Source organism: Psychrobacter sp. CX5, from assembly GCF_057621535.2.
In genome coordinates this window covers 55,920-70,049 of the sequence record NZ_CM177735.1, presented here as the reverse complement: position 1 = coordinate 70,049, position 14,130 = coordinate 55,920, and the positions used below count along the sequence as shown (strand labels likewise).

Annotated in this window: 11 protein-coding genes; 3 read left to right on the top strand and 8 right to left on the bottom strand. The window is 39.0% G+C overall.

The features are described from left to right. Nucleotides 1–8: 8 nt before the first annotated feature. Nucleotides 9–731 carry a Bax inhibitor-1/YccA family protein gene (locus AC21OG_RS00235; RefSeq protein ID WP_487376953.1) on the bottom strand — a complete coding sequence of 241 codons (723 nt, stop codon included), beginning with the start codon at nucleotides 729–731 and terminating at the stop codon, nucleotides 9–11. A gap of 818 nt (nucleotides 732–1,549) precedes the next feature. Between AC21OG_RS00235 and AC21OG_RS00230 the strand changes: the two genes are divergently transcribed. Together AC21OG_RS00230 and AC21OG_RS00225 are read left to right on the top strand one after the other, a co-directional pair. Continuing rightward, complete coding sequence (locus AC21OG_RS00230) at nucleotides 1,550–2,443, top strand: NAD(+) kinase (protein WP_491185092.1); 894 nt, start codon at nucleotides 1,550–1,552, stop codon at nucleotides 2,441–2,443. Between the two features lie 253 nt (nucleotides 2,444–2,696). Then, nucleotides 2,697–3,002 carry a YeaC family protein gene (locus AC21OG_RS00225; RefSeq protein WP_487376951.1) on the top strand — a complete coding sequence of 102 codons (306 nt, stop codon included), beginning with the start codon at nucleotides 2,697–2,699 and terminating at the stop codon, nucleotides 3,000–3,002. Nucleotides 3,003–3,307: 305 nt separating this feature from the next. Here AC21OG_RS00225 and AC21OG_RS00220 read toward each other — a convergent pair whose 3' ends face one another. The 5 genes from AC21OG_RS00220 to AC21OG_RS00200 all read right to left on the bottom strand — a co-directional run bounded on the left by AC21OG_RS00220 (nucleotide 3,308) and on the right by AC21OG_RS00200 (nucleotide 11,397). Continuing rightward, nucleotides 3,308–3,682 carry a HopJ type III effector protein gene (locus tag AC21OG_RS00220; RefSeq protein ID WP_486546445.1) on the bottom strand — a complete coding sequence of 125 codons (375 nt, stop codon included), beginning with the start codon at nucleotides 3,680–3,682 and terminating at the stop codon, nucleotides 3,308–3,310. 86 nt (nucleotides 3,683–3,768) lie between these two features. Next, nucleotides 3,769–4,014: a carbon storage regulator CsrA gene (gene csrA, locus AC21OG_RS00215; RefSeq protein ID WP_486546446.1), complete on the bottom strand. Its 246-nt coding sequence runs from the start codon at nucleotides 4,012–4,014 to the stop codon at nucleotides 3,769–3,771. A gap of 609 nt (nucleotides 4,015–4,623) precedes the next feature. Next, entirely contained in the window at nucleotides 4,624–5,907 is a 1,284-nt protein-coding gene (locus AC21OG_RS00210; protein WP_487376950.1) for an aspartate kinase, read from the bottom strand. 282 nt (nucleotides 5,908–6,189) lie between these two features. Next, a complete protein-coding gene (gene alaS, locus AC21OG_RS00205; protein ID WP_487376948.1) occupies nucleotides 6,190–8,919 on the bottom strand; it encodes an alanine--tRNA ligase in 2,730 nt (909 codons plus the stop codon). A gap of 429 nt (nucleotides 8,920–9,348) precedes the next feature. Beyond that, complete coding sequence (locus AC21OG_RS00200) at nucleotides 9,349–11,397, bottom strand: DUF389 domain-containing protein (protein ID WP_487376947.1); 2,049 nt, start codon at nucleotides 11,395–11,397, stop codon at nucleotides 9,349–9,351. Nucleotides 11,398–11,763: 366 nt separating this feature from the next. Between AC21OG_RS00200 and AC21OG_RS00195 the strand changes: the two genes are divergently transcribed. Further along, nucleotides 11,764–11,952: a hypothetical protein gene (locus AC21OG_RS00195; protein WP_487376945.1), complete on the top strand. Its 189-nt coding sequence runs from the start codon at nucleotides 11,764–11,766 to the stop codon at nucleotides 11,950–11,952. 386 nt (nucleotides 11,953–12,338) lie between these two features. Here AC21OG_RS00195 and AC21OG_RS00190 read toward each other — a convergent pair whose 3' ends face one another. After that, nucleotides 12,339–13,658: an MFS transporter gene (locus tag AC21OG_RS00190; protein WP_487376943.1), complete on the bottom strand. Its 1,320-nt coding sequence runs from the start codon at nucleotides 13,656–13,658 to the stop codon at nucleotides 12,339–12,341. A gap of 303 nt (nucleotides 13,659–13,961) precedes the next feature. Beyond that, nucleotides 13,962–14,126, bottom strand: a complete 165-nt coding sequence (locus tag AC21OG_RS00185; protein WP_487376941.1) for a hypothetical protein — start codon at nucleotides 14,124–14,126, stop codon at nucleotides 13,962–13,964. Between the last annotated feature and the right edge of the window lie 4 nt (nucleotides 14,127–14,130).

Here is a 14,130-nt window from a genome sequence, read left to right as displayed (position 1 = left end):
CATCAAGCTTAATCTTGGAAGTGACTTAATAGACGCATGAATTCAAAGTACATCCATACTAGTGTGGCTAAGATACCGATAGCAAATATCCATTCGTACTCTTCAGAAACACCTGCTGCAACACCACGTTCTATATTATCGAAGTCTAAAAGTAAGCTAAATGAGGCAATCACCACCACAAACAAGCTAAAGCCAATGGCGATGAGACCACCAGTTTGGAAAAGGAAAGGCAGAGTAGAACCAAATAAGATGAAGCCCCACTGAACGATGTAGATGAGCATAATAGCGAAAATAGCAGACATCATAATTGAGCGGAACTTTTCAGTGACTTTAATCATACCAGAGCGGTATAAGCCAAGCATGACTGCAGCCGTTACAAAGGTAGCCGCTAATGCATTGGCGGGTATACTAGGGTCAATACTCATAAATAATAAGGAGACACCGCCTAGAAATATACCCTCCAATATGGCATAGGGCGCTGCTAAAGATTTGGCCTTTTGTGGTCGAAAAGCCATGTACAATGCTAAGCCAACGGCAGCAAACATGCTACCGAAGGAAACCATGTGAGCTATGCCAAGACTCATGCCACCACTCATGATAAAAAAGAAAAAGCCTAATGCAGCGATGGCACTTAAACCTAACAAGAAACTGGTTTTGTGTACCACGCCTTTGACGGTCATCGCTCTACCGCCGACGGCAAGTTCAGTACGACTGACAATAGGATTTGCCATAATCTTGATTCCTTTAAAAGCTGATAATTATCTTAAATATGACACGAATACTATTTAAACCATAACTAAAATAGTTTTAAAAAATAAGTTAAAGTTTAATAAGCATATTTGTTGACTATAATAGCTTATATGGATAAGTCTAGTAAAGATATATTGAATCTGTCATATGTTGGGCTATTGCAGCACCATTATCTTATCTAAGCAAAGAGTTAAGTTTCAAAATTAAATAACCTCAAATCCATACTATTTTGCTATTAGTCAGTAAATATTCAATTGCTCATAGACTTGACTAAACATAACGGACATTTAACACAGGGCCATTTGGAATTAAATCGAGCGGCTGAAGATAGATACAACTTTACGATTCGGTTTAAAGGTGCTAAGTAGGTCTGATATTAGTGAAGTAAATCCAATAATGTGGTACGCTACGACCTAACATTAAGGAGACTGAATTAGGTTTTTAAAATCCTAGTGTGGATAACCAGTAAGGATAAAAAAACGTGATTCAAATATAGACTATGGTGCCGTCAAATATAGTGACGTAACGCGATTCTTTATGTCGGCAGATGCACCTAATAAGAACCTAACCTCTTTTTTTCGTTAACCGTATACTGCTGCTTTTAGCGACAGTTAATGATTAGGGTACGATTTATAGATGCCTGCTCGAAGAACGTTTAAACTCTATTGAAACTGTTAACGACCTATTTTATAAGCTGAATTCTATGGAAAGCTCTTTGCAGTCCGATATATCACCTAACTTATCTACTACACCTCATTCTCATTCTGTAAAAAATCCGGCCTTTAGGCAGATAGGTCTGATGGGGCGAGCTCGTAAACGCGGTGTCATCACCACCATTCATGAAATTAGTCAGCGAGTCAATGAAATGGGACTTAATCTCATGATTGATGCTGAAACCGCAGGATTACCAGACTTAGACATTGAAAAGCTAAATAATATTCAAATTGTGAAGCGCAGTTTATTAGGTCAAATATGTGATTTAGTCATCGTGGTGGGTGGGGATGGGTCCATATTGCAAGCGGCCCAAGCATTATCACGCTACAAAGTGCCTGTTTTAGGAGTGAACCGAGGACGTTTAGGGTTTTTAACGGATGTAAACCCAGATGAGGTGGATATAAAACTTCGCCAAGTTCTGATGGGCGACTATCAGTTGGATCAGCGGTTTTTATTAACTATGGAAGTGCGTAAAGATGGTGAAATCCTGCATCAAGATATGGCCTTAAATGATGTGGTGTTACATGCGGGAAAATCAGTTCATATGATTGATTTTCAGTTAAAAATTGATGGTTTAGATGTGTATCGCCAACACAGTGATGGGTTGATTGCTGCGACGCCAACCGGTTCCACTGCGTATGCGTTATCAGGAGGTGGACCTATTATTCATCCTAGTCTTGATGCCATATGTTTGGTGCCAATGCACCCTCATACCTTATCAAGTCGACCTATTGTCGTCAGTGATAAGAGTGAAATTATCATTCGTATTCATAAAGATAACCGAACGCAGCCTATGGTTAGTGCTGATGGTAAGCCAAGTATTCCCTTAGAGCAAGACCATCGGTTACATATTCGCAAACACCCTGACAAATTGACATTATTGCATCCACCTGGATTTGACTTTTATAAGGCATGTCGTACTAAGTTGAACTGGAATGTTCATGCAGAAGAGTTCACGTTAGATGGAGAAGATGATTAAAATCTGTTTGAATATCCAAAATGTCTGCTCAAAGTTGGATATATCGTTTCTACAAAATACTTCATCCTTGTTGGACTTATTTAGGCTATCTTAACTTGCTTATTGTAGTGTTCACATTTTGTAGCGTTGGAATAGGGCATTCTTGTTCGGTTTATTTTTAGATTTGGTATTCGTTTAAATTTTCAGCAAATGGTATTAAAAAAGCGTGTTTAAGTTCTATCATTTTTGCTCCTTTTTTGTAGAGAGGTTTATCATGAATAAAGAAGACGTTTTAGCGGCAATGACACCGGAGTTGGTAGAGTCATTTCGTGCTGCAATAGAATTAGGCAAGTGGCCTGATGGTCGCAAACTTACCGCTGAGCAACGTGAAACTTGCTTGCAAGCGGTGATGATTTGGGAACATGAAAACCTACCGCCTGAAGAGCGTATTGGCTATATTCATAAGCCTGTCAAAAAAGATGGCAGTGTGGTAGGCGAGGACTGTGATGTCGAACATGACCGACATTACCCTAATTTACCTAACCCATCTGGCAATATTCAGCCCGTTAAGTTTCGTTAGGTATGTGAAGCATTGTATAAGCGACTTAATAATATAGGGCGTGTGGAACATTTGACCATGGCACTGGCGGAGACTATTTTTTAGTCAATTTGCAGTGAAATTTTGACGCTTAGTCATTCTAAGTTAGAACCTTAAATTTTTAAAAGCCGCCATATATCGGCAAAAAAGAGTCCCGCCCTCACTCGATCATAGCTATCAGCAGTGCTAATTTGCGAATGTTCCACACGCCCTAATAAAAAAAGACTAACTTTATTTAAAGTTAGTCTTTTTTTGCGTGAATTGAAAACTAGTCGCTAAGTAAACGATTAGATATTTTTAACATCGACGCTAGGACGGAGGGTTAATGGATTTTTTTCCATTAAGAATGCCTGCCAACCCCAGTGAATAAAGTTTCTAATATTGGGATGATCGGTACCATTTGGGGACGCTAATACAGAATCGTAATGCTCACCAAAAAGCTTTAAGGTATCGAGCTGATTTAGATTATGCAGTTTAGCAAAGCCAAATACTTTAGCGCTACCTTCATTTTCCCCTATGTCATTATGAACATCACCATTGGTAAAGCTCACTGGGGTGTAACGGTAGAAGTCATCGATGAAATTTAGCACATCGTTAAAACTTATAGCCTTTTTACTTAGTCCATTTAATAGCGCAGACACATCAGAACTACGAATACTCATAATCGCCTCATTAACCATTTATTAACTAAGATGTAAATGACAATCCTTTAATATACTAACTTTTATTAAAAATATTAATAAAAATGCTATCTATTAAAAAAGTCATCATCATCAAATGACGTTGGAAAATTACCTTGCTCTAAATGTTTCATTTGCGATTGCATAGCACGTTCATGCTGAATACGCTGATAAATCTCTTCACGATGCACCGCAATGTCCTTGGGAGCATTGACGCCAATACGGACTTGATTGCCTTTTACGCCCAAAACAGTGACGCTTACTTCGTCACCAATCATTAATGTTTCACCCACACGACGAGTTAAAATTAACATGCGTCACACTCCTTATGTCGCAATAAAAAATATTGGCGAATGCCAAAAAATAAATTAGTCATAACGTTGCCCATTTAGTTTGCCCTTAATAGAGGCGACCTTTAACCTCAAAAGCCCTGTTGAAATATCAAAACGATAAAACACATGTTTTAAATACTATGACATTAATGTAAGTAGTAATTTCAAAGTGGCATTGAGGTTAATGAAGTATTTGCCCAAAGTAGAAGTTTATATTGGCAAAACAGCGAATTTAAACTTTACTTAAATACATCTATATAGGCCGTAATCAAACGGATTATTATAAGTCTTTAAATGCCATCTGTCATTTAGCTTTCTAAACTTGTAACATTATATATACGCTTAACTGAGATTAGCGATTTAAAACTGAGCATTTTAAACTAAGCTTTATTTTCCAAAAAAGTGATAAAGTTGTTTAAATGACAATAAAAATCCTTTAAATCTAGATAACGCATTAAATCTAACAGATAGCAAAAATATTATACCAGTTTATAACTGTTTAAACATTTGAATAGCTCATGGTTAAAACACTTAAACAATTGAATAGAATGGTATTTATTATATATTTTAAAGACTTTAATCAACAAGTAGCTAGATACCTGCTACTTTACTTTCCCCTTCTGCTCTATCTAATCCGAAGGCGGTGTGCAGTGACTTAACCGCTTTTTCAAGATGCTGCTCTTTAATCAGCACAGATATTTTGATTTCACTGGTTGAGATCATTTGAATATTGATGTTATTTTCTGCCAAAACTTGGAACATCTTACTGGCAACACCTGCATGAGAGCGCATGCCAACCCCTACCAATGATACTTTTACCACATCGCTATTACCATGAATTTCCTTAGCTTCAATATCTTGTTTGATATCTTCAAGAATATTAATCGCTTTTTCGAAATCTGGACGGTTGACCGTGAAGCTAAAATCTGTCATGCCTTGATCAGATAGATTTTGTAAAATCATATCTATTTCAATATTAGCGTTACTAATTGGGGTTAAAATAGACGATGCAACACCGGGGTGATCAGGGACGCCTCGCACTACAATTTTAGCTTCATCTCTATTAAATGCTATACCTGAAATAACGGGCTGTTCCATGTCGTCTCCTTCGTCTACTGTAATCAGTGTGCCAACGTTTTGGCGGAATGCTTCATCAAAGCTACCATCTTGACCTTCATCAAAGCTTGAAAGTACCCTCAACGGTACTTGGTATTTCCCAGCAAATTCCACAGCTCGAATTTGTAATACTTTTGAGCCAAGGCTTGCCATTTCAAGCATTTCTTCGAAAGTTATCTTATCTAATTTGCGCGCTTTAGAGGTAACTCTGGGATCAGTTGTGTACACCCCATCAACGTCGGTATAAATTTGACACTCATCGGCATCTAGAGCAGCTGCCAGAGCCACGCCTGTGGTATCAGAACCGCCACGACCTAGAGTCGTAATATTGCCCTCAGCATCGATACCTTGAAATCCTGCCACTACCACAACGTTACCGTCATCAAGCTGAGCTCTGATTTTCTTATCATCAATAGCTTCTATACGCGCTTTAGAGTGGGTGTTATCAGTACGGATAGCGACTTGACCACCTGTAAATGAACGGGCGCCGATTCCCAACTCTTGGATCGCCATAGATAATAGAGAAATAGAGACCTGTTCCCCAGTTGATACCATTTGATCATATTCTCGAGGATCAGGCATTCTACTAATTTGATTGGCGAGATCGATTAATCGGTTCGTTTCACCGCTCATGGCTGAAACGACGACAATAACCTGATGTCCATGGTCATGCCAGCGCTTTACTCGCTTAGCAACATTTTTGATGCGGTCGATACTTCCCATCGATGTACCGCCGTATTTTTGTACAATCAACGCCATGATAAACCCTTCAAATTAAATGTTGGTTGTCTTCACTTTACTATTAAGGTAGCTAATATTAATATCGCTATTGCCGTTAGCAAGAGGGATGACAAGTTCGTTAAAATAACGCACTATACCCAGTTATAAGAACTAGGGATAGAGCTAATATTAACATGATTAGTCAGTTTATATTTAACAACCTAAGACACTAAGACCACAGTAAAATGCCAATCACAGTAAATGATGAATTAAGCGATAGTCAATGTGGTAATAGATATTAACTGCTTTTACTAAGTTAGATTAGCTAAGCTGTGTAGCAAGCCATTCTGGTACCTTAGTCATAACTGACTCAAGATTGTCACTATTAGGCGCGCCACCTTGCGCATAGTCAGGCTTACCGCCACCTTTTCCGCCCAGTTCACTCGCTAAATGACGGATGATATCACCCGCTTTAATATCGCTTGTTAACGATTTGCTAACTGAGGCAGCTAATGCTAACTGATCGTCTTTTTCGCCAACGAGTATGATGATAGTGTCTTGTAACTTGGACTTGATATCATCCATAAGACCTCGTATAGCCTTGCCGTCAATACCCGCTACTTTGGCAATCAATACTTTTTTATCTGCAATCGTTTGCACGTCATCCACCAAAGTAGCAGCTTGGGCGCTGGCTATTTTTTGATTGAGACGTTCGATCTCTTTTTCAAGTTCGCGTTGTTTGTCCGCCATACTTTGCACACGATCAGCGACTTCAGGACGTTTGGCTTTAAGCTGGTTGGCAAGCGTTGTCAGTTGATTATCAGCTTGCTGTACATAACGTAGGGCGCCCATACCGGTTAACGCTTCAATACGTCTGATACCCGCAGCGATACCCGACTCTGAGGTGATTTTAAATAGACCAATATCGCCTGTACGCTTAACATGTAAGCCACCGCATAACTCGATAGAGAAGGGTTTATCTACTCCGTCTTGATAGTCATGGGTTCCCATTGTCAAGACACGGACGGTCTCACCATACTTCTCACCGAATAAAGCTGCCGCCCCTTTTTTCATCGCCTCATCAATGTTCATAAACTCAATTTGGGTTTCAACGTTGGCTTGAATCTGTTCATTAACCAACCGTTCAATGGTTCGCAGATCTTGCTGGCTGACGGCTTGATCATAAGAGAAGTCGAAACGAAGGACTTCACTTGAGACCAACGAGCCTTTTTGAGTCACGTCATTACCCAGTACTTTACGTAATGCGGCATGCAATAAGTGAGTTGCAGAATGGTTTCTTGCACTCGCCGATCGTATCGCTGAGACAACATGCGCTTCAGCAGATTGATTGGGTTTGATATCTCCCATATTCACGACGCCATGATGAATAATGGCTTGACCTGACTTTTTGGTATCCTCGACATGGAATACACCAGTACTGGTATGGATGTCACCCATTTCACCAACTTGACCACCCCCTTCGGCATAAAAGGGCGTGCGATCTAAGACAATAACACCTTCATCGCCTTCATGCAGCTCTGTGACTTCTTTACCCTCTTGATATAAGCCAATAATAGTGATGTCTTTGGCATCAAGACTTTCATAGCCGATAAATTCGGTAGGTTGTTCCACTTTAATTGCGGATGAATAATCGACATCAAATTTGCCCGCATCACGGGCACGTTGACGTTGGATATTCATTTGCTCATCAAAGCCTGCTACGTCAATGCTAATATCACGTTCACGTGTAATATCAGCCGTCAAATCAACCGGGAAGCCATATGTATCATAAAGTTTAAAAGCGGCTTCCCCAGACAGCACGTCACCTGCTTTCAAGCCTTCGAGTTCACTGTCTAATAAGCGCAGGCCTTGTGCCAGCGTTTTAGCAAACTGAACTTCTTCTTTTTCGATTGCTGACTCAATAAAAGACTGTTTTTCAACCAATTGCGGATAAGCATGTCCCATTTCTTCGACTAATGGTGCCACCATTTTGTAGAAAAAGCTGCTATCTGAGCTCATATCTGCACTGAGCTTATTGCCATGGCGAACCGCACGACGAATAATACGACGTAGCACGTAACCACGGCCCTCATTACTCGGTAATACACCATCTGCGATTAAGAAGCTCACTGCGCGGATGTGATCGGCAATGACTTTTAAAGAAGCTTGGTCCTTATTTTGAATACCTAAGATATCGGCTGCACTATTCATAAGATTTACGAATAGGTCAATCTCATAGTTACTATGGACACCTTGCAATATAGCACTGATGCGTTCAAGGCCCATACCTGTATCGACACTAGGGGCGGGTAGGGGTTCCATACTACCATCAGGCTGACGATTGAACTGCATAAATACACAGTTCCATACTTCGATATAACGGTCGCCATCTTCTTCAGGTGTGCCTGGTAGGCCACCTTCTACGTCTTCGCCATGGTCATAAAAAACTTCAGAACATGGACCACAAGGACCAGTATCTCCCATTGCCCAGAAGTTGTCCGAAGCATAAGGAGCACCCTTATTATCACCGATACGGATAATACGATCAGCGGCAAGACCAACATCTTTATGCCAGATATCGAAGGCTTCGTCATCACTTTCGTAAATGGTCACGTACAATCTATCAGGATCTAGCCCTAACCACTGCTTTGAGGTTAAAAACTCCCAAGCGTAACTTATGGCTGCTTTTTTGAAATAATCTCCAAAGGAGAAATTTCCTAACATCTCAAAGAACGTGTGATGGCGAGCGGTATAGCCGACATTATCTAAATCATTATGTTTACCGCCAGCACGGACACATTTTTGCGAGGTCACCGCACGGGTATAATCCCGTTTATCAATACCTAAAAAGCAGTCTTTAAATTGGTTCATCCCTGCATTGGTAAAGAGCAAGGTCGGGTCATTATAAGGAACCAAACTTGAGGAAGGCACATGGGTGTGTTGCTTACTGACAAAGAAGTCAATAAAAGATTGACGAATCTCTGCCGTACTAAGAAAGAGGTTAGAATTTGGCGATACAGAATTTGAGGGGTTAGACGCAGACTGAGTCACAAGAACTCCTTAAGGATTGGCTGATAGCTAAAGGTTTAATACTATAGTCAGCGAACTACTAAACGGTTACGGCGTTAACCTCGTTAAGCCTACTCCAGTAGCAGTTGCACTCGGTTGCCTTGTAACCATTTTAGACTTCTTTGACTATATAATAATAAATAATAATTCAGAAAATAGTTTTGAGACTGTTATATCGGACTTACCCAGCGTTAAAAAAGTATAAATTTAGCAATTTATGTCATTTTATTATTAAGATCGATATATTAAAACGCTAAACAAGGTCAGATTTTAAACATAGTTCTATCTAGTCCGTATTTTACCGTTAAAGTGGCAATAACAAACAAATTAATAGCGACAAAGTTTAGCATATTTAACACTAAAACATGACTATTGCCGCATTTTGTCGTTAAATTATTATCTTAATAAATTTTAATCGTTCGAAAGTATGGCAACGTCTGTCTGACTAATCTCTTCAGTTTGGTTAGGATCTGATTCAATGACAACAACGGGCATATAGCGTAATTGCAAACGTACAGGTTTATATTTAGGATAGTCATCATCAATCAACTTATTAATAGATTGCTCAATATTTCTAACATCAGAAGTAGAAGGACGAGTTTCTCCGCGCATGACAGCTCTTACTGTTTGATGGTTTTCGCGCGTTAAAAACTGAGTGGTGGTTAACGCATTCCCTTTATCGATGAAGTAGTCATTGATGGTTTCTTTGACCTCATTTTCAAATTGTTGTTTTTTGGTGATGGTATTAAAGTTATACGTCAAATAACCTGCAATACCAGCTAATAATACTAAGGGTACGGCATTACGACGAAAAAAGGTAATGATTGGACTAGTCTTGTAATCATCTTCCATTAGACGGCGAAATCCAGTAAACCAAAGCACTAGGGCGTTGGTAAATTGGATAGCAATAATGTTCGTCAATGCCAGCAAAAGCGCACCAAGTCCTAGACTTGCTTCACCATGAGCAAATAATATGCCACTAGCCGCCAACGGTGGCACTAATGCGGTAGCAACAGCCACCCCGACCACCGCCACGGACAAATGTGGCGAAATCATGGCGTATGCACCGGCAGTACCCCCTGCTAAAGCAACCATTAAGTCCATTGAGGTTGGCTGCGTGCGAGATAATATCTCATTTGATAATTGAGTATCCGAATGTAGCCATCCGACTATAAAGCCAATAGTGACGACCATCATTGCCCCAAGCATAACAGTTATCAAAGACTTACGTAAAAAGGGCATACGATAATCAATAATAGCCAAAGCGACACCACTAATAGGGCCAAGCATCATGGCAACTAACATAGCGCCAATTACTACTGCAGCTGAATTAATGACCAAACCATAACTGGCAATAATGGCAGACAGCGCATTCATAATGAAGTACATACGACTGGGCAGTGCGTTTGCTTCAATACTGACACGAATCCCTTGATAGTCTACATCGACTTTGCTTTGTTGTTCAGCCACAAACTGTTTATAGGACTCAAGTTTTTCTTCTTTTTCGATTTTAAGTTTTTCTTCTTCCGTTATTTCCTCATCTTTCTTGCCGTCTTTTTTGTCGTCTTTTTTGCGTTTGCTTTTATTAAGTTTCTGCTTGCTTTGGTTTTGTTCGTCATTCGCTTTTTCGACATCGCCTTTTTCGTCAAGATTTTCAGTTATGACCTCTTGATTATCTAAATAATGATCGTCACTTTGATATGACGTAATCGAGTTTTTATCAGAAGGGCTTGGCGAATGCTGAGTCGCTTTTTGATCATTTTCACATTTATGACCAGCCGGTTGACGGTCAAGTAAGTTTTCTTGTAATGGTTTATCAGACAAGTTATCAGGAACTGTTTCATGATGAGAATCACTAGGCTCAATGGTTTTGTTTGAGCTAACCTTCTTATTATTAGAGTCAGCACCCTTATTGGCAGTTGACCTCTCGCTTAAAATATTATCGTCAAAGTTATCTATTGAGCTGTTTGGTGTCGTCACTGTTTTAAAGGATGGGGCACTATCAGTCCTGTTTTCGGGCTTAGCCTCTTGACGTGCTAAATAATCGAGACGTTCTTTTTCCTTAGCCAGTTTTTCTAGATCCGTATCGTCATTTAAAGTGTCTGACGTCCCTTTATTTGAAAGCTCTTCTGTTTTGACTGCGGTACTTTCTTTATGTAGACGCACTGACTTCTCACCATTTTCGTGAGCAATAGTATTGTGTTCAGCCGTCTTTTGAGTAGCTATGCTCTCTTTAGTTAGGTCTTGAGTCAGGTCTCGGTCAGAGGCGTCTTCGGCAGTTGCAACGGCAATATCTTTTAACGGTTTATTGATAAGCTCTGCGTCAATAATTATAAAGGGACAGTGCCAGTGGATCTTCTCATTTGGAACAGGCTTGTAAATTTGAGACTTGTAATCATAGCCTTTAGCGTAAGGTGCGATTTGGTAGTAGGGTACAGGGATGTATGAATTTTCCGGCATTTAGCACCTATATAAAACACTTTAAACATTCTGGTTAACGATAGGTCAAGGTCAGTCGTATTGGTTAATGAGGCTCTGTTCTATAAAGTCTAATAAAAGCGACTTAAATTAGAGTCTGATAAGGGTCTTATACGCACTAAAGATAATTTAATGCTTCCCTTATTTAAAGACAGTCTGCTGAATTTAAAAAACAGCTAAAAAGTATAACATTTTATTTAAAAACCCTCTTCTATAAAACAAAACCTGCCAAGGCAACAAAAATTCGTAAAAACCCTTATAATTTATGTGGAATTATAGTATAACTATAATATAATAGTATTTAAGAAAGCCTAATTTGAAGAGTCAACCTAAAGCGAGGTAATGGACATGAACTGGCAATTACTCAGCATGATTTGGTCTATGACAGCAACCGTAATGATTGGCATTTTTATGATTGCCGCATTGGTCATTGGTTTTGATGGTATTCCGCATATTATTGGGACAGCGGTAGTCGGCGCACTCTTGGCCATTCCAGTGGCATTAGTCCTCACTAAGAGAATAAAAAATATTAAGTAGAATTAAGTAGGATGAATTTTATCGCCATGAACTTTAGTCTTTACTTACTATCACAGATAGTATTACCTAAGATGGTTTTACCTAAGTTAAGTAAAGGTGCTTTATATAGTGTGTAGGATATGTAGCCTGTGGTGAAGCAAAGAAATCCACGGCTTACCCTTTGACTATTAACTATCATAATAGCAGCATCACAGTAGAGGGTTGTCTGAGTTTATAATATAGTGTCGTCTACAGATATGAAAAAAGCCAACCTTTAGAGTTTTAAGGTTGGCTTTTGACGTTTAGAAGTCACTTAACTAAACAGAAAAATTAATCAAATAGAACGACTAGACAAAAGAGAAGGGTCAGTGCTTCAATTATAACAGGTTAGGTATTGAAAAATATGGCTAAAGTATAGCGTCCTCTTTAATAGTCATCGTACCTTGGTACTTATTTAACTTAACATACAAGAAAATCCCAAATAATATATTTAATATACCCGTGATTAAAAATAGCTGAGGCAGTGACAGAGATAGTAAGTTTAAAATAACAATGGCAAAAATGGCTGACGTCACCATAAATATCGCATTAAAAATATTGTTAGCGCCAATGACACGCGCACGATGGTGAATCGGAGAGTAAGCTTGCATCGACGCGTATAGAGGAACAATATAAATACCGCCACTAAAGCCTAACAAAAATAAATCCAAATACACACGCCACGCGCTTTTAATACCGGATAACTCAGTAATGTCTAGTAGATGACTGCTGCTAATATTTAGTGCCGATAATGAGAAATATAAATCTATAGCGAATAGACTTAAACCCGCAATACCATAGGGCAGTATTTTAAAGCTCACTTGATTTTTAGAAAGGGTTTTGCACATCAATGAACCGATAGCAATACCGACTGAGAAGAGCGTCAGTAGTAAAATAACAACCGACTCATTGCCATTTAATAACACTTTGCTAAACTCAGGGGTTTGGGTCAAAAAGGTAGCGCCATAAAACCAAAACCAACTGTTTCCCATAATGATAAAAAATAGCAAAGGTAGCGAGTATAGATACTTAATAGTATCCATACTTGTGGTAAATATATTCCAGTTCACCTTCAAATCAGGTTGCACTGCCGGCATTTTAGGGATAAATTTAGTCGCTAATAATCCTAAGGTAGCTACTAGTAAAATCATACCACTCACCCAGTATAAGCTATTGCTAAGCTGAGTGAATAAACCGGCACAAATCATACCTAGTAAGATGGACAAGGAAGTGCCTGTTTGAAACAAGCCGTTGGCACCTACTAGTTCATCCTTATGCATGGCCTGTGGTAAATAAGCATATTTAATGGGACCGAAAAAAGTGGATTGTGCCCCTAATAAGAATAATGCTAAAAACAAAAACCAATACCATTCAAAGATAAGTCCAATCGCCGCCATGGTCATGATGACAACTTCTAGAACCTTGATATACCACGTCAGCCTTGCCTTTTCATATTTATCTGCTAGTTGACCTGCTAAAGCCGAAAATAAAAAGAATGGCAAGATAAATAACATAGCAGCTAAGTTATTTAGTAAGCTAATGGACACATTAAGTTTGTTAACCGCTGTATAGGTTAAGACTAATAATAATGCCTGCTTAAAGAAGTTGTCGTTAAAGGCACCTAAAAACTGGGTAAAAAACATCGGCGTAAAACGACGGCTACGAAATAGAGTAAATTGTGATGCCATAAAAGGCTTCCTAATTTGGGTACAATGAGGTTAACGACTTTAATTAATTGTGAAATTAATCGTTAAAGTGTTGACAGCTTTATATTAATCTCAATGAAAGAGCTTGTATTCACCCCATACTTGAGTTTTTTTAGTTAAGGTTTCGCCTAAAATATCACTGATAAATATCTGCATTCAAGGTATCATAGCTACAATTTATCACAACTGTATTTACGACAACTACATTTTTTTGCTATGTGGTTTAATAAATACCTATATAAATGCACTATTCACCATATGCACTATATTTACTAATAATCGTTATTAAAAAGAGATTGGTAATGCATCTAATACATCAGCAACGGTTAGGGGACAGCCCAATAACTGACAAAAATCGCCTGCAATTACCCCTATCACCGAGTACTTCATATCTGAGTTTGACAGTAAAAGTACCTTTTCGATACTCGAATCTTGCGTATGGGTTGTCACTATG

Bases quoted from the DNA above. Each gene is read 5' to 3' on its own strand.
- AC21OG_RS00235 (WP_487376953.1), bottom strand. From the start codon at position 731: ATGGCAAATCCTATTGTCAGTCGTACTGAACTTGCCGTCGGCGGTAGA.
- AC21OG_RS00230 (WP_491185092.1), top strand. From the start codon at position 1,550: ATGGGGCGAGCTCGTAAACGCGGTGTCATCACCACCATTCATGAAATT.
- AC21OG_RS00225 (WP_487376951.1), top strand. From the start codon at position 2,697: ATGAATAAAGAAGACGTTTTAGCGGCAATGACACCGGAGTTGGTAGAG.
- AC21OG_RS00220 (WP_486546445.1), bottom strand. From the start codon at position 3,682: ATGAGTATTCGTAGTTCTGATGTGTCTGCGCTATTAAATGGACTAAGT.
- csrA (WP_486546446.1), bottom strand. From the start codon at position 4,014: ATGTTAATTTTAACTCGTCGTGTGGGTGAAACATTAATGATTGGTGAC.
- AC21OG_RS00210 (WP_487376950.1), bottom strand. From the start codon at position 5,907: ATGGCGTTGATTGTACAAAAATACGGCGGTACATCGATGGGAAGTATC.
- AC21OG_RS00200 (WP_487376947.1), bottom strand. From the start codon at position 11,397: ATGCCGGAAAATTCATACATCCCTGTACCCTACTACCAAATCGCACCT.
- AC21OG_RS00195 (WP_487376945.1), top strand. From the start codon at position 11,764: ATGAACTGGCAATTACTCAGCATGATTTGGTCTATGACAGCAACCGTA.
- AC21OG_RS00190 (WP_487376943.1), bottom strand. From the start codon at position 13,658: ATGGCATCACAATTTACTCTATTTCGTAGCCGTCGTTTTACGCCGATG.